The following is a 16,131-nucleotide window of genomic DNA, read 5'->3' on the forward strand; positions in this document are numbered from 1 at the left end:
TTTATGAACAGATTGATTCTAACTGGCTGTTTTTTTTGCCTTTGTCTTTTTACTTTTTCTCAGGAATCTTCAGAAATAAAAACAATCCAGTCAGCTTTTAATCCTGATAACGCAGAATGGGACATTGCTTGGCCCGGAGTTGTGTCTCAATACGATCTTGTTTACAAAAGTCCTCCGATTGATCCCATGCAGGGTATTCCTTTGGGCAATGGCGATATTGGTGCCCTTTTCTGGTGCGAAGGTTCAAAGATTATTGCAGCGGTAAATAAAAGCGACTTGTGGGATGATGCTACTTTTGGCCCATTTCAGAACTGGAGTGATGAAGAGGAGGATTATAGTACTACGCAGCGGCATGCCTGCCGGATTATTATCGATTTTCAATTCCCGGTTTTTAGTACCATGTACCTTTCTGATTTTAAGGCAAAACTTAATCTGGCTGACGCCTCTCTATGCATAGAGGCTCTTAGTCCGTTCGGGAAAGTTAGTTTGAAGGCTTTTGTCGATCATCAAACCGGGCAGCTGCTTTATGAGGTAGATAGCGAGATGAAAGAAGATACGCCTCTTGAAATAAGTGTTGAACGTTTTGGTTCCCGCACCTATTCTCACTGGTATCGAAAGGTCAATAGAGATGCCTCTATTGGTCTGGAAGGAACGCAAGTTGTTGCCGATAACGATGGGTGTTTTCTTACCCATAAACTATCTTCGGGAACATTTGGAGTTGGAGGATGTGTCCTTCAAAACAATGAACTGAATGTAAACTATTCCCGCGAACATTCCCACCGAGCCGTAATTGGGTTATCTGGCAAACTGCATAAGAATGTCCAACTTGCTTTTAGTGTTACTTCCCCTACTGAAAACGACCCGGTTTTAGAAGCGAAAATTACCTTAATGGCAGCAAGTAAAACAGGGATTGAGGCTTTTAGAAACTCGAATACTGAGGTCTGGAAATCGATCTGGAGCCGCTCGTTTATTGATTATGGTGATGACTACCTGAATAACCTATGGTATCTGACTATGTATTATGCAAATACTTCGCAGGGAGGAAAATACCCAGGGCGTTTTACTAATGGACTGTGGAGTTGGAGCCACGATGTGCAAAACTGGAACTTCTATTTTCACTGGAACCAGCAGCAATTGTACTGGCCCTTGAATGCAGCCGGGTTTCACGAACTGGTTGATCCATATCTCAATTTCAGGTTTAACTCGCTGCCTCTGGCGAAAAAGGATGCTAAAGAGATTTTTAACTCAGAGGGGGCGTTTTTTTCTGATGTTACGGATCGCCGGGGGTACAATTCATCAAAAGAGAGAGAAAATCACACCCCTGTTGCAGAAATTGCCCTCGATTTTTGGCGGCAATATCAATATACCGGCGATAAGAAATTCCTGAAAGAACAAGCCCTCCCTTTTATTCTTGAAGGAGCCCGTTTTTTTGAATCGATTTTAGAAAAAGAAGATGATGGATTATATCATGCAAAAGAAGGTACTGGTTACGAGGGCTGGATAAAATTAAAAGACGGGCTTACCGAATTAACATACGCCCGGGCTTTATTTGCAGCAACACTTAAAGCGTTGGAAGAGTCCGGAACAAAATTACCGGAGGCTACCCGATGGAAGGATATACTGGATAATCTGGCACCTTTACCTGTAATTTCTGTAAAAGAGAATACGATTGCCATGAATGATTCATTATTCATTTTAGAAAAAGGGTTCTTTAAAGGGGAAAAGGTTTCTGGGAATGAAATTATGGCCGCAGGTTGGGGTATTAACGAGAGAGAGTGGTTAACAACCTATAATCCGGTTGATGATTTATCAGAACACCACGGCTTTAGGTGCTTTGACGGAATTTTCCCTTCAGTTCCTTCATCTCCGGTTTTTCCATCAGGAGTAATCGGGTTAGGAGATAAAGGGAGTGATTTATATGATAAAATGAAAACGACAACGCTTTTGTATGGTTCACAAATTACCGGCTGGGACCCTGTTCCTATTGTTTTGGCTCGTCTTGGGCTTTCAGAAGAATTGGCTACTGATTTGGAACGTTTGCCCGGAAGATGGCAAATCTATTGTAACGGCTGGGGGCATTGGGGCATGGAAGGTGAAATCAATAAGGATGCCGAATGGTTCTTTAGAACAAATACTGTAAGTGATGTGAATGGCGATGAAAAATTCCCTCTCCCAATGTGGCCTTTTCGTCACATGTCGATGGAGTCAATGTCGGTGTTGGCAACAGCAATAAATGAATCTTTATTACAAAGTTACGACGGTGTTTTACGAATTTTCCCGGCTTTCCATGCGAATAAAACAGGGCGATTTACGCTTCACGCTACAGGAGGTTTTATTGTCTCCTCCGAAATTAAGGAAGGTGAAGTTCTATGGATATCTGTAAAAAGCTTATTTGGGAACCAATGCAGGTTGCAATTGCCATGGGATAATGCAGTGGTTCAATCTAACCTGAATAAAAGAAGTAAAACGGTTCATGGCGACTTGGTAGAAATGAATACAAAACAAGATGAAGTAATTATGATTGTCCCCGAGGGGCAAAGTATTAAATCATGGACTGTTGTACAGGAAAAACCTCTACCCAACGATAAAGTAAAATTCCATTCCTCGGGAAAAACACAACTGGGGATACCAAGGATGTTTTAAACAAAAAAAATGCAAACTAAATTGATCGCAATGAACAAAATAATCATCTTTATTTCAATATTTTTTTTCATTAGTTGCACCAATTCCCCTAAAACAAAGACTGGTTCTGAAGAATTGGATGATACTACTAATACAAAGCTTGATAGAGCATTTACATCTTTCAGGATTGGAGAGGCCCAGTATCTTTCTGAAAAACGTTTTACAGAGCTACTTGATTTATTCGACAAGTATAAAGGAGTAACTGATGAAATTACTTTTTTTACACATACTACCCATGCCCCGCTAACACTTGATGATTTCAGGCAGCGGGTAGACGTTTTAAAGCTTCGAATGGAAGAGGTTCGTAACCGGGGATACAGGACAGGGATAAATATCCTAACGACGATTGGTCATCATAATGAAAATCTGGATAATTCGTTAAAAGGCGATTATACTAATATGACCGGTATAGAGGGAGATGTTAGCCATGGCTCTTACTGTCCAAATAACAAAAACCTGCAGGAATATATCAGGCAGCTTTATCAGATGACAACCGAGGCAAACCCTGATTATATCTGGATTGACGATGATGTGCGTTTGGGGCACATGCCTATTGGTTATGGCTGTTTTTGTGATAATTGCCTGAAGATTTTTGAAAAGGAAACAGGTGCCAGGTACAGCCGTGAAGGTTTAAATAAGGCGATGAATGAAGGGACAGTTGACGAAAAATTGAAACTTAGAAAAGAGTGGTTGCAACATAACAGAAACACCATTGCCCGGCTATTTGTATTGATTGAAGAAACAGTACATAAAATTAATCCTGATATGCCTCTGGGGTTTATGACAGGTGACCGATTTTTTGAAGGTTATGATTTTGGGAATTGGGCAAAAATACTGGCAGGACCAAATAACGCACCTGTGATGTGGCGCCCAGGAGGAGGTTTTTATAACGATGTAAATACCAGTGGACTGGCAGGTAAGTCACACGATATTGGCAGGCAGGTTTCGGTATTGCCCAAAGCTATTGTTTCTGTCCAGTCAGAGATTGAATGTTTCCCTTATCAGCGATTAAAAAAAGCAGCCAATATTGTTGTTCTTGAAGCAAGTTCGCACATTGCTGCAGGTTGCACAGGAGCAGCATTCAATGTACTTTCTATGTATGATGAGCCATTGGATGAATATGAGCCACTTATTGCCCGGTTGCATGAATCGCGTCAATTCTTTGATCTGATGGTTAAGTCATTGGGCCGTTCTGCACTAACAGGGGTTAATACCCTTTGGAATAAGGATAGTTATATTACCGGTAATTTGAATAATGGCAATTGGGTAAGTGCAGGTAATCCTGTAATTGGGCATGATATATACAATATTGGGCTGCCTGCTTGTTATTCGAACCAACATGCAGAAGTTACTATATTAGGAAAGGACAATATTTATGCATTTTCGAAAGAGGAAATCAAAGAAATTCTTTCAAGAGGTGTGTATATGGATGCAGAAACCTTGCAATATTTAAACAAAATGGGTTTTGGGGAGTTTACAGGATTTGAAGTAGTAAAGTCGGAAAACGTGGACAGAATCGAAAAATTTTCCACTCACCCCCTGAATGGTAATTTTGCAGGCAGGGAACGTGATAACAGGCAATCTTTCTGGAAATCTTCAGCTTATACACTCAGAAAAACCAATGAAAATACACAAGTACTTTCTGGTTTAATTGACTATACAGGAACCAAAGTTTCAGATTGCACAATGGGGGTATTCGAAAATAAACTTGGTGGGCGTATTTGTGTTGCAGGTTATTATCCATGGTCGTTTATGGAAAACCTTTCAAAAAGTTCACAGATGAAATCCGTTTTCAGGTGGCTTTCTAAAGATAGTTTGCCTGCATATATAGCTTCTTTCCATAAAATGAATCTTTGGGTTCGCGAACCACAGGATGGAAAAATTGCACTGGCATTTACCAACTCCTCTTTCGATCCAGCCAAAGATGTAACCCTTATGTTACAAACAGAAAATACAAAAATAAAAGTATATGATATGAATTGTAAGGAAACTATCATCCAGTCATCGGGAGAGAATGGGCTTTATCAGAAATTTATTATCCCGGAAGTTGATCCCTGGCAAATGAGGCTGGTGATTTTATAATACTTGTAATAAATAGGTTTGAAAAACAAGATTATTAAATCGCCTTTTCGTTTTGCTTTCGGGCTGTAGACTCTCTGACAATAAGGTCATTTTTTATGACAATTGTTTCAGCAACTACATTTTGGTCGTTGTTTTCAATCTGTCGGATTAATAAACGGGCAGCAGCTTGTCCCATTTCAAATGCGTGGTCGTCGATGGTTGTTAGCGATGGACTAATAATTGTAGAGGCCGGTGTGTTGCTAAATCCAACAACCGCGATATCATTGGGTACATTTATTTTTAGTCTTTTTGCTGTTTGAATAGCGCTGATTGCAGTATTGTCATTCGCACAAAACATCCCATCGGGGCATTTTGGTTATTTTAAAAGTATATCACCAAATTTCAGTTCTTCCTTATGACTTACGATTAAATTAGTTCAATAATCTGCAAAGCTTATTTACGACTCGTCAACCATTAAATTTTAAGATGCCCATTTCTCCCGGATGAAAATACTCTTCTTTAAATTACGCCCATCAATAAAAGATTTGTTTTTCGGGGTCGTTTGTGGAATAGATAAGCATATCAGTCATATCAATCCAATAGCCTTCTTCGATATTCAAAGCCTTTAAGGTAATTGTGTGTGTGCCTTCCTTCATTTCATAATTCCAGGCTACATCGTGACGACTCACAAGCAGTTGGGTAGACAGTTTTATTTCCTCCACTAATTTATCGTCAATAAAAAGTTGCACATCGATAGTTGCAGCGGGTAAGTCCTCTTTTTTATAGGCTCTTCCCCTGATTACAAAAGCACATCCTTCCATTTTCAATGAGACTTCCGGATTTTGCGTTGAAATTTGTTTTTCTACCGTTTGCCTTTCTTTGGGATAAATTCCTTCAAAACTTATTTCCAGAGGAACTGTTTCAGGTGTTTGGTATTTAACAACCAGATTGTCGCCTTCTTCGTGTCCTCCATTCTTTTTTATCATTTCCGATGCATGACGAAAGCCGATTTCATATACCGTATTAAGAGACATGTCGGTATGTATGAAATTCAAATCCTCAACTTTGTCAATTCCCTGTTTCCAAAAATCCGGAATTTGACTATACCCCAGCATGGTTCCCAGGATTCCTGCAGCATTGGCCGGATTACAGTCCGAATCGTATCCGCATCGTGTGCTGATGTCGACTGTTGCTCCAAAATCGCCTTGTCCATACAATAACCCGATTACAATGTAAGCAGCATTGATTTTTGCATCGATATTAAACGGACGAAAAACGCCATTCGGACATCCTTTATCAAAAGTCCACTTTTTTTGCGTTTCAAACCATGTCTCTTTCCAGTCTTCTGGGTGTTGTTTGTGCCATTTAATCACATCGGCAATGCACTGATAAAATTCACTTTCTGCCGGGATTAACTTCAAGGCTTCTTCCACAATAAACTCGATATCGTTGTGAATAAAAGCCAGAGAATACATTGCGGCCACATAAATTCCTCCGTAAACACCATCGCCATAATTCATGATGTGGCCAATGCTATTTCCTATCTTAGCTGCAGAATTCACCATTCCGGGAGCCATTAATCCTGCGAAATCAGCTTCAATCTGAAAATCGATATCATCAGCATGAGGATTATTTTTCCAATACCCGGAAGCAGGAGGCATGATCCCGGCTAGTATATTGGCGCGGGCTGCCTGGTTAGCATGCCAAAGGGCATATCCCGCGTTGGCAAATGCCAATGCATGCTCTGTAGCCGTAGCATCAAGACCGTGTTCCTCAAAAACTTTTACAAATGTCAAATCCATGTATATATCGTCGTATAATCCGGGTGTATTTTCATAATACCAGGCCATACGTGTACTGTCCCAAACAATGGGTACCTCATCACCAATCATGGTGCCGTTCCATTGAAATTCGGTTGGACCACCATATGTGCAGCCTATAACTTGTCCTGCCCATCCTCCTTTAATTTTGTCCATCAACACCGCTTTGGGAATTATTACTTCCTTTGCTTTTTGAACCTCCTGTTTACAAGAGATCATTGCAATTAACATACAAAATAGAAAAACGAGATTAATTTGCTTTTTCATAATTTTCAACTTACAAGATTACTTGACAATCAAAACAGAAAAGACCTGTAATATGGAATAGACAATAAAACATGTGATTACTAACAGACTACTTTGTTCTTAGGATTGTTGTGTCATTTTTTGTAGACTTTAACATAATCAACAATAAATGTATCGGGAGCACATGCATTTTTAATTCCCTGAAGATAAGAAGGTATTTCCATGCTGAGGATCATGTATTGATCGATGTGAGACAGTCCCTTGCTTAATTCGTGATATTTAAGCCCGTCGATAAAAAAAGCATATTTTTCGGGCGTCCATTCCAACGCAAAAGTATGAAAACCTTTGGAAAGCCCTTCCAGTTCGCTGTTCAGGGCTCCTACTGATTGCTGATTAGGACCGTAGGCCCAGTGAATACAATGAGTCATGTGATCTTCTCCCAAACCGCGGAAGTATTCAAAAATATCAATCTCCGCACCATAAACAGCAGGATCCTCTCCCTGTGAGATCTGCGGTGACTGCATCCAGAAAGCAGCCCACGGGCCATCTCCTCTTTGTAGGCGGGCACGGCATTCAAAATACCCGTAAGTGGTATTAAATGTAGCTTGAGTTCCCACTGCACAGCCCATGATGCTGTCTTTTTTTATGTCGTACATCAGGTACAGGTTTCCGTCTTCAACTTTTACCATCGAAGGATCATTGTACCCAATCCGGCGAGGCCCGTTACCTCTGGTTTTCCATTTGGTTGTGTCAAGTTCATTTCCGGAAAAATTATCTTGCCAGAATAGTTTGTACCCTTCTTCCAGCGGGTCAAAGATTTCCTGTGAAAGAGCAGTGTTCTTTGGAGCCGGAACAGATACTGGTTTTTTCTCTGAAATCCGGCATGCCGGTAATAACGTTGTTATTAAAATCAGTATTGTAAATAAATTTTTCATAAAATATAGGTAAAGGTTTATAATCATAACTCTTGGCGAGAAGAACTATGTTTTTATTGTGCTTTTCTGCATCCTCATAATTCAATGGAGAAAATGTTTTTAAAAAGGCCCCGGACAAGAGAATCCGGGAGTTCCTTTTTTAAACTACATTATTAAAGAGAAGGCTAACTTCGTGGCATTTCGGGTAAGGACCATCCGTTGCGGTAGGTATGTTTTACCCATTCAGTTGCTAAGTCTTTTGCATTAAACTCTGCAAACTGTCGATTAAAGCGTGGATCTCCATCGATAACTTCAAATTTATCGACAGAAACGATTTTTATTTTGTCAGAATCGGAGATATTGGTAAAACGCATGTTTTCACCATCCCAATTAAGAGTTCGTTTCAAATCTTGTAACCTAACAGCCAGCACACCCATTACTACCATTTCATTGAACGGTCCGGCATAAGCGAAATTAGCACTCGCTTCTTTTCTACTACCAGCAGGTTCTTTACAGGCTCGAATCCAGTCGCGCTCGTGGGCACCGCTCCATGGACCTTCATCAGCCCCTGGAATACGAGGAATAACAGGATCGGGTTCTTTGAAATCATCCATTTTGGAATAGGGAAGTAAGGTGGGTTTCATTCCGTAATAACTGGTCATTATTTTTCCTTTGGTTCCCACAAAAAGGAGTCCTCCACCAATGTCTTTTCCCAATATTTCACCATCGAGCAATTCCAGTGGGCGGCGGGGTAGCAAGCCACCATCGTACCAGGTTACTTTTACTTCGGGCATACCTACATAGGGTAAATTTGTGCGTGCCGGGAATGTGTATTCAACAATCTCGGCATGTGGAGCACTTTCTGTGTTAATGAGCGTAGACGAAGCTTCTACTTTACTTGGGTATTTCAACTTGAGTGCCCAGAACACCGGATCAAGAACATGGCAAGCCATGTCACCTAATGCGCCGGTACCAAAATCCCACCAGCCGCGCCAGTTCCATGGAGTATAGGCTGAATGATAGGGGCGGTGTGCTGCCGGCCCCAGGAAGAGATCCCAGTCCAGCGTTTTGGGAACTTTCATCTTTTCAGTTGGTCGTTGTAATCCCTGTGGCCATACAGGGCGGTCGGTCCAGGCATGTACTTCAGTCACTTCGCCAATGGCTCCCGACCAGATCCATTCACACACGCGACGAATATCGTTGCCCGAATTTCCCTGGTTTCCCATTTGGGTCGCAACGCCATATTTTTCAGCCAATCTGGTAAGTAAGCGTGATTCATAAACCGAGTGAGTCAATGGTTTCTGTGTATAAACATGTTTACCCAAAGTAATGGCATGAGCTGTTACACCGGCATGAGTATGGTCAGGGGTAGCTACCATTACCGCATCGATGGAATTCCCCATTTTGTCGAGCATTTCTCTCCAGTCTTTGAATTGCTGAGCTTTGGGATAATCGCTGAATGTTTTGGCTGCATAATCCCAGTCGACATCGCAAAGAGCAACAATATTTTCACCGCTCATGTTGCGCAGATTGTTGCGTCCCATACCTCCAACTCCAATTCCGGCAATATTTAACTTGTCGCTGGGAGCCACATGCCCAAATTGTTTACCCAGAACGCTGCCTGGAACGATTGAAAAACCGGCCCCGGCCAACGCAGAGACCTTTACAAATTTTCTTCTGTTGATATTTTTCATGTTTTGTAGTTTTAAAAATGTATCAGGAAGAATCCAACGAATATTTGCACTTCTTACTTACTCCGAAACTTTAAGTAGTTTTCTTATTCCGTTTAAGAGAACATCTTCAACTTCGGGAGTCACCGAGCTTGTTTGGATCTCGTAACCTTCCTGTTGGTAAGCTTCCTTGGTACCAATATAGAGGGGGCCGTAATCGCCGTAGGCTGCCATTGCAACAAACAAGTCGGGTTTCATCTTTTTGGCAGCGAGCTGGTATTCAATAAACAGTTCGCCGGGCATAAACAGGATGCGTCCTTTCCCCAAGCTTAAACAGCCCAGATCGATTTTATGCCCAGCCTGTGTTCGTTTGTACCAGGCCAGTTTGCCCATGTAATTGGGCAGGTAGTTAAACGGTAGATCTTTCTCATGCATTTTGGTTTCAATTTCGTCCAGAGTACTGGCAGGAGGAAGAGTAACCGGGTAGGCTTCCCAGTTCAGCTGATTGGGCGATATTTCCACCCGTTCGCTGTTTTCCCAGGCTCGCTTCATGCCGTCAGCCAATCTTTGGGCCAGAATGCCACGATTCTCTTTTGATCCGTCGTTGTATTTTCCGGCTGCAATGTTTCCTCCAGCCCCGTTGAAATGCACATGCATGGCATCCGGAACTTCCAACTGGCGCAAAAAACGAGCCGTGCCGGGAAAGTCGGGATTAGGTACCTGTGTGAGGTAATAACTTTGTGGATGCGTGGCGTAAAAGCTTAAAACGGCTACCGGAGTTTCTCCGTCCCAGAAACCAATGACCGAAACCATGGGATCAATCAGTCCTTCGGGTTGGGCTCTCATCAGGGAATCTTTGCAGGATGAACCCCGCATGGCGAAAACTTTACCTTCTGGGGTAAGCATCCGTCGGTTGGAAGCCACTTTGTAAACGGGGGCTTCTCCAAAACTGATATGAGAAACGGCTCTGGCATGCAGCATTGATTCCTTTACTGATTGTGCCAGCTTGTGGATCAGCCCTCGGGCGAAACTCCCTTCGAAACACCCGGGATCTATATTTGCATCGCGGAGGATCTGCTCGGCGCTGAAGTCGCAAATCGGGGCGTCGTGTTGGTGCAGAGTATGCACTGCCACTCTCTCAGGGGTGGTGCCTGCAGCATGGGCAAGTGCTTGTTTGAAAGCATCCTGACCACCGTTGGCAATCCCGATCCAGTCGACAACACATAAAACGATCGGATCATCACTTCCCCGGATTACCACGCCCCGTGCCCGGAGACTTAGATCCCACGAATTAATCATGGGACCGTAAGTCAGCAGACTGCCAACAGGAGGAGTTGCATCCACATCGAAAGCAGATACATATACAGATGACGCTCCTTCCTGAGCTGCCAGGCTTCCTGTTCCCGGGAAACATACAAGATGTCCCCCCAATAGGAACAGGAAGATAAAAAGTTTGCAAATGATTGCTTTCTTCCGAATGATGCTAAACAGATTTAAGCTGATCCCGGTTTTCATATAATTTTGTCATTGCATTGATGATGTCATCCATGTCTTGCTGAGTACCCAACAGCGGACCCGAAGCCCACAACATTAGCATTTCTTCGTCGCAAATTAAGTCGCAAACAGGGCAAGCCATTTCTTCTTTGTATTGCTTCAGCCTATCTTCTCCGTACATGTACTTGTACTCTTTCCTGTTCATAATATTCTCAACCCAGGGTTCCTTGTGCAGACCGTTTGTAATATAAGGGCTGACATTAATTCCTTCCGCAGAAAGAGCCTTGAGGTATTTCTCACGCGGAATTCCATTGTATACTTCCTTGTTATAATTCATCGTGTACAGGTAGAACGATCCTTCTTCGGTTCCATCGTACAATTTCTGAGGGGTAACCCCGGGAATATCCTTGATTTTGGAAGACAGGTAATTCGCATTTTTGTTACGAAGAACATGTCTTTCAAGTGCTGTTGGCAGCTGGCCTAACAGGATGGCACCTTCAAACTCATTCATCCGGTATTTGGGACCGATGGTTTCCGTACGGCCTTGTTTCGAGGTTCCGTGGTTTTGAACCGTGTAACATTGTTCCAGCAGTTCTTCATTGTTGCTAATAATACTACCTCCCTCTCCACAGGATACTACTTTCGAGGTTTGATGGCTAAAGCAGCCTACATCACCTATCGATCCAAGCATCTTGCCGCGGAATTTTGCGAAATGAGCCTGACAGGCATCTTCAATCAAAAAGAGATTGTGTTTCTTGGCTATCTGAAGAAAGCGATCCAGGTCGGCGGGTTGTCCCATCATATGTACCGGTATAATAGCCTTGGTATTTTTGGTAATACGTCGTTCTACATCATCAGGGTCCAGCTGGAATGAATAACGGTCGATGTCACCCAGCACAGGAAGTGCTCTGGCGGAAAGGATGGCCGAGATGGTTCCGGGATCGGTATAAGGGGAGGTGATTACCTCGTCGCCAGGGCCTAAGCCCAAAGCTTCTACCGACGTATGAAGGGCTTGTGTGCCTGAGCCTACTGCAATACAGCGGGGAACTCCCATCATCTTTGCATACTCCTTTTCGAAGGTAGCAACTGTTCCAGTTGCGGATTGGATGCGACACCAGATACCACTTTGGGTTGTTTTTTCAATTTCCTCCAATACTTTTTTGTCTACGTATGGCCAACCAGGCCAGGGTTTATTCGCGCGTACAGCTTCTCCTCCCAGAATAGCTAATTTATTGCTGGTACCGGAAGCTCCAAAAGCCTGCATTCCTCCCAGGGTTATAGTTCCCACTGCTCCGGCGGAAACTGTTCCAACAAAGCTCCTTCTCGTAACGTTTTTAGGTTTCATTTTTGATTAATTTTGATAAGTTTATTGTTTTTATTAGTAAAGACAAGCGTGACTTTTTTATGAAAGAAAAGAGTTATGTCTGATACTTATATTTTTTGTTTTGCTTTCTTGCTTTCTCCATTATCAGGTCAACAGACACCGGTTTTCCTCCGTTTTTAACACTCACGTCTGCGGCCTCCATGAAAGCCAGAATCTCTAAAGTCTCCACAGGTTGAACCGGTACTTTCCCTGTATCGAAATATTTTACAATCTCTTTTAACAGCGGATTGTAGCCGTTATACGACCCAAGTGTTTTAATCGCTTTTTCTCCGAAGATGCGACCTCCATACCCTGACTCTCCTTTCCTGATTCCTCTGAATGTCCCAATTCGTCCGTCTTGCCAGATTCCTGTTACCACATCCGCACCGGGAGTATAGGCCCGTGTAACTGTTTTGCAGCCTGTCCCCATGGCTGTGAATAGAGGCTCAACCCCATGAATTCCGTACCAAAACAAATCGGGATGTGTTTTTTCCATCGGTGCCGGACTGTATGTTTCAGCACCAAGCACTTTCCCCACTGCCCCGTTTAGCACTTCATCCATTCCTTGGATGTAACGGAGAGAAGAAGATGAGAATACCGGAACGCCGTAATGGTTGGCAGCATCAAAAATTGTTATGGCATCAGCAAGAGAAGCAGTCATGGGTTTGTCGATAAACATACGTTTGCCCGATTTTAAAACAGGAATTGCTTGTTCCAAGTGTCGACGACCATCATTGGTTTCAAGAAGGACCACGTCAACCAAGTCCAGCAATTCATCGATCGAACGGGTTATGGTAATCCCCATTTCTCTCATTTGCTTTGTGTACCCTTCGATAGTATCAACACTCGATTTTATATCAAGGCTACCTTGCGGATAGGCTGCAACAACTTTATATCCCAAAAAATCATTAGAGTTTTCAGCGGTATTCATTGCTTTTGTAAAGGCAATGCTGTGAGATGTATCAAGTCCGATAATACCAACTTTTTTTCCGGAAAGTTCTCCGGCGAAATAAGGCTTTGCCAGGGCTGCCGGGGCAAAGGCCACTCCCGCTCCGGCAATAGCGCTATTGATGATAAAATTTCTTCTGTTGGTCATTTTATGTTGTTATTCAAAAGGATTGGGAATAATCACCAAGTCTTCGATTTCTTTTCCCTCGTGCATGAAACGGGCCAGTGTATACACTTTGCCATCCTGTCCCACGGTGATGGAATTTACGTAGGTTGGGCGGTTTCCGTCTTCATAAAAGATGGGGCCGTGGTCGGTATAAGTGCTTGTTGGGATATGATAGGTAATAAGGTGGAGGTTTTCCAATCCCTTGGCTGCACCCATGGCAATCTCGTCGACTCCTTTTACACGTTTGCCGTCGATGTAGATTGGTCCGCCGGTCAGGTAGTAGATGGTTTGCCCGTCGGGTCCCAGGTCGAAGCCCAGGTAACCATAGCTGAACTGGTCGAACATACCGCTTTTGCGGGATGGTTCAGAAGTGATGCGGTCGACGATCTCTATTTTGGGCACCTTAGGATCGAATCGGAACAGGTAACCCGAGTTGCCATGTACCCCGTAGGCTACATTTTCCTGCGGGTACCACACGATACGTCTCCAGTTGTATTGCATGCTGCCCGGACGAGTGGGGTCGTACTTACCAAAATAGTCCAGCTTCAGGTCGATGCCTTCCAGTTTCTTGATTTGCTGCTCACCCCCGGGGTTGTAGTAGAGGATGTCTCCTTCCGAGGTGGAAAAATAAACGGTTCCATCGCGCGGATCAACTACCATAGAACGGCACAATACACGGTAGTCTTCTCCTGGTTTGCCTGCTTCTCCGTTAGCCGAAAATTTTCCCAGGTTTTTAAGTTGGTCCTTGGCCACATCGTAATGCAGGAAGTACCCGAAGGGCCAAGAAATACCGTAAATATGTCCACGCTCAGTGTCCATGGTCATGGTCACGAAGGCTTCGCCATCGGGGGCTGTGGCCAGGTCTTCCCATTTGCCCGATGCCAGGTCGTACGAAAGTATGTGTCCTCCCGGGTAGAGTTTGTAACCTTCTGGCGGATCCTGTACCATCATCTCCATACCATCGATCATTTGGTAGTAACCGGCATGGGTGGATATGTACAATTTTCCCTTGCTTTCGTAGAAGTTGCAATGTGATTTTCCCTGCGAGATGGTTTTCAAACCGGCTTCACCACAAAGTTCGGTGATATCCCCCAGGTGGTCGATTTTATCAGTAGTTGGATCGTAAACGTAATACTGTCCGCCGGTATCGATTGATTGGGAAGAAAGGCAATAGTAAATACGTCCGTCACTGGCTGCGGTAATGGTGTTATATGTGTCGTGGGCCAGCGGGAATCCCGAGTAATAGTGTTTGGCTACCAGGGGTTTCTTTTCTCCCACTGTCGCTTTTTCGTTCTCTCTTTTTCCTGTTTCCGTGCATCCTGCTGCGAGAAGAACCAGCAGCAGAGCCATCATAAATGTAGGTCTCATAAATAAATCTTAGGTTATTAATAAATTATTTTATTTGATCATTTTAACTGTTTTGCCAGCCTGATCACTTCATCAGTGATCTGTTGCTCAATGCCGGTTTTCCACCGGGCAGGTAGACCGTAAACCATTTGCGATACTTCGCCTTCATAGCGTCCTTCTTTTAAAACCTTCTCATCCGGGATATAGGCCATTACATCGTTGGAGTACCCCATCACAAACAGCTCATTGCCCAGTGCTTTTTTTAGCCCAACCGAGTAGTTGATTAGCAACTCACCTCCAAGTGCAACGATGGTTTGCTCGCCCAGCTTCCAAACCTGAACAGGGTAGGGGTATGATGTAGGAAAGGGAGTTCCTGAGTTTATCAACCCTAGCATATCTTCGGCCCATGCTTTCATGAATCCCTCATTTTTATCTCTGAAAGCAAGCAGGTATTCCTTGGTTGGAGGAGTGTCGAATTCCAATTCTATCTCGCTGTAAGCAGTTTGAATGCCGGGCCTGAGTAGATACATGTCTTCATGCAGCACGCGCTCTACTGCAGCAGCAAGTTCCTGTCCATACTGTTTGGCTAAGGGAACCGTGCGGCGGGGCATCGGATTATGGTCGGCGCCGGCTCCCTGGAAAAACAGGGCAGTGGCTCCTTTGTACTTGTTTTCAATCTCAATCTGGGCAAAGCCAGGATAATCGCCTGACCACTGTTGCCCATTCAAAACGGTGGGATGACAGGCATAGCCAAAAGCAACAGCCTGAATCCGTCCTTTCATATTTTCAACTTTAAGTACCGGTACGGTATAATCGTTGGGGCCCTGCAGATCGCTCAATTGGGCAATCTGCGATTCATCGTTGTTCCTCCGGTTCACCTGGAAACGCACAACACCGTTGCTGGCATAGACCCGTGCAGGCTTTACCGAGCGGGCTGCTTTTTCGCACAGGCTGTAAATTTGTTGTTCCAGCCAATGAGTATATTGATCAATCTTTTCCTGCTGAACCTGATTCAGCGGATAAATCCCACTCAAAGAGTTGGCCAGCACAGGGCCTGAATGAGTGTGCGAGCTGTTCAAAATGATCTGCGAACGGGACAGCCCCCATTGCTCTTCCAACCGATCCCTGATCTGGTCGGATAGGGTCTTGGGAAATCCCAACAAATCAGCGGTGACCAACAATACCTGCTGGCCTGCTGCATCTTCCAGAAACAAGGCTTTTGCCCACAGCTCGTGCAAAGTCCCTTCCGAGGGAGAGGTTCTGGATGCATAACCGGCCATCCACATATCCTGGTGCGGGGTAATTTTTACCTTGGCAACGCCGGCTTTCCAATCTGAACCTGCTTGTTGTCCAGCTACCGGATACAAAAAGGTGAGCAGCAGAAGAGCGGTAAGCGTGAAAAAAATATTGATCTTCATGA

At 43.8% G+C, this 16,131-nt stretch carries 11 protein-coding genes; 2 read left to right on the plus strand and 9 right to left on the minus strand.

Annotation, left to right across the window (positions count from 1 at the left end; translation table 11 throughout):
- The first annotated feature begins 3 nt into the window (after positions 1 to 3).
- Positions 4 to 2,643, plus strand: a complete 2,640-nt coding sequence (locus D1614_RS18940; RefSeq protein WP_206610081.1) for a glycosyl hydrolase family 95 catalytic domain-containing protein — start codon at positions 4 to 6, stop codon at positions 2,641 to 2,643.
- Positions 2,644 to 2,673: 30 nt separating this feature from the next.
- Positions 2,674 to 4,764: a hypothetical protein gene (locus tag D1614_RS18945; protein ID WP_119439548.1), complete on the plus strand. Its 2,091-nt coding sequence runs from the start codon at positions 2,674 to 2,676 to the stop codon at positions 4,762 to 4,764.
- Positions 4,765 to 4,798: 34 nt separating this feature from the next.
- Here the strand turns inward: D1614_RS18945 and D1614_RS18950 are convergent, their stop codons facing one another.
- From D1614_RS18950 to D1614_RS18990, 9 genes are all read right to left on the minus strand, one after another.
- Positions 4,799 to 5,101, minus strand: a complete 303-nt coding sequence (locus D1614_RS18950) for a substrate-binding domain-containing protein (protein WP_119439549.1) — start codon at positions 5,099 to 5,101, stop codon at positions 4,799 to 4,801.
- A gap of 175 nt (positions 5,102 to 5,276) precedes the next feature.
- A complete protein-coding gene (locus D1614_RS18955) occupies positions 5,277 to 6,719 on the minus strand; it encodes an ADP-ribosylglycohydrolase family protein (protein WP_241558136.1) in 1,443 nt (480 codons plus the stop codon).
- Between the two features lie 224 nt (positions 6,720 to 6,943).
- Entirely contained in the window at positions 6,944 to 7,744 is an 801-nt protein-coding gene (locus tag D1614_RS18960; protein ID WP_162304566.1) for a glycoside hydrolase family 16 protein, read from the minus strand.
- Between the two features lie 164 nt (positions 7,745 to 7,908).
- Entirely contained in the window at positions 7,909 to 9,417 is a 1,509-nt protein-coding gene (locus tag D1614_RS18965; protein ID WP_119439551.1) for a glycoside 3-dehydrogenase, read from the minus strand.
- A gap of 57 nt (positions 9,418 to 9,474) precedes the next feature.
- A complete protein-coding gene (locus tag D1614_RS18970; RefSeq protein WP_206610082.1) occupies positions 9,475 to 10,908 on the minus strand; it encodes a hypothetical protein in 1,434 nt (477 codons plus the stop codon).
- A complete protein-coding gene (locus tag D1614_RS18975) occupies positions 10,877 to 12,232 on the minus strand; it encodes a DegT/DnrJ/EryC1/StrS family aminotransferase (protein WP_119439552.1) in 1,356 nt (451 codons plus the stop codon). Before D1614_RS18975 ends, D1614_RS18970 begins: the two co-directional genes overlap by 32 nt.
- Positions 12,233 to 12,305: 73 nt before the next feature.
- Positions 12,306 to 13,346: a Gfo/Idh/MocA family protein gene (locus D1614_RS18980; protein ID WP_119439553.1), complete on the minus strand. Its 1,041-nt coding sequence runs from the start codon at positions 13,344 to 13,346 to the stop codon at positions 12,306 to 12,308.
- A 9-nt stretch (positions 13,347 to 13,355) separates the two neighbouring features.
- A complete protein-coding gene (locus D1614_RS18985; protein ID WP_206610083.1) occupies positions 13,356 to 14,732 on the minus strand; it encodes a ligand-binding sensor domain-containing protein in 1,377 nt (458 codons plus the stop codon).
- Between the two features lie 38 nt (positions 14,733 to 14,770).
- Positions 14,771 to 16,129: a neutral/alkaline non-lysosomal ceramidase N-terminal domain-containing protein gene (locus D1614_RS18990; protein WP_119439554.1), complete on the minus strand. Its 1,359-nt coding sequence runs from the start codon at positions 16,127 to 16,129 to the stop codon at positions 14,771 to 14,773.
- Positions 16,130 to 16,131 lie beyond the last annotated feature (2 nt).

It is taken from the genome of Maribellus luteus (genome assembly GCF_003576475.1).
Lineage (GTDB): Bacteria > Bacteroidota > Bacteroidia > Bacteroidales > Prolixibacteraceae > Draconibacterium > Draconibacterium luteum.

Excerpts from the sequence above, each read along its gene's own strand:
- D1614_RS18940 (WP_206610081.1), top strand. The coding sequence starts at position 4 with ATGAACAGATTGATTCTAACTGGCTGTTTTTTTTGCCTTTGTCTTTTT.
- D1614_RS18945 (WP_119439548.1), top strand. The coding sequence starts at position 2,674 with ATGAACAAAATAATCATCTTTATTTCAATATTTTTTTTCATTAGTTGC.
- D1614_RS18950 (WP_119439549.1), bottom strand. The coding sequence starts at position 5,101 with ATGTTTTGTGCGAATGACAATACTGCAATCAGCGCTATTCAAACAGCA.
- D1614_RS18955 (WP_241558136.1), bottom strand. The coding sequence starts at position 6,719 with ATGGACAAAATTAAAGGAGGATGGGCAGGACAAGTTATAGGCTGCACA.
- D1614_RS18960 (WP_162304566.1), bottom strand. The coding sequence starts at position 7,744 with ATGAAAAATTTATTTACAATACTGATTTTAATAACAACGTTATTACCG.
- D1614_RS18965 (WP_119439551.1), bottom strand. The coding sequence starts at position 9,417 with ATGAAAAATATCAACAGAAGAAAATTTGTAAAGGTCTCTGCGTTGGCC.
- D1614_RS18970 (WP_206610082.1), bottom strand. The coding sequence starts at position 10,908 with ATGAAAACCGGGATCAGCTTAAATCTGTTTAGCATCATTCGGAAGAAA.
- D1614_RS18975 (WP_119439552.1), bottom strand. The coding sequence starts at position 12,232 with ATGAAACCTAAAAACGTTACGAGAAGGAGCTTTGTTGGAACAGTTTCC.
- D1614_RS18980 (WP_119439553.1), bottom strand. The coding sequence starts at position 13,346 with ATGACCAACAGAAGAAATTTTATCATCAATAGCGCTATTGCCGGAGCG.
- D1614_RS18985 (WP_206610083.1), bottom strand. The coding sequence starts at position 14,732 with ATGAGACCTACATTTATGATGGCTCTGCTGCTGGTTCTTCTCGCAGCA.
- D1614_RS18990 (WP_119439554.1), bottom strand. The coding sequence starts at position 16,129 with ATGAAGATCAATATTTTTTTCACGCTTACCGCTCTTCTGCTGCTCACC.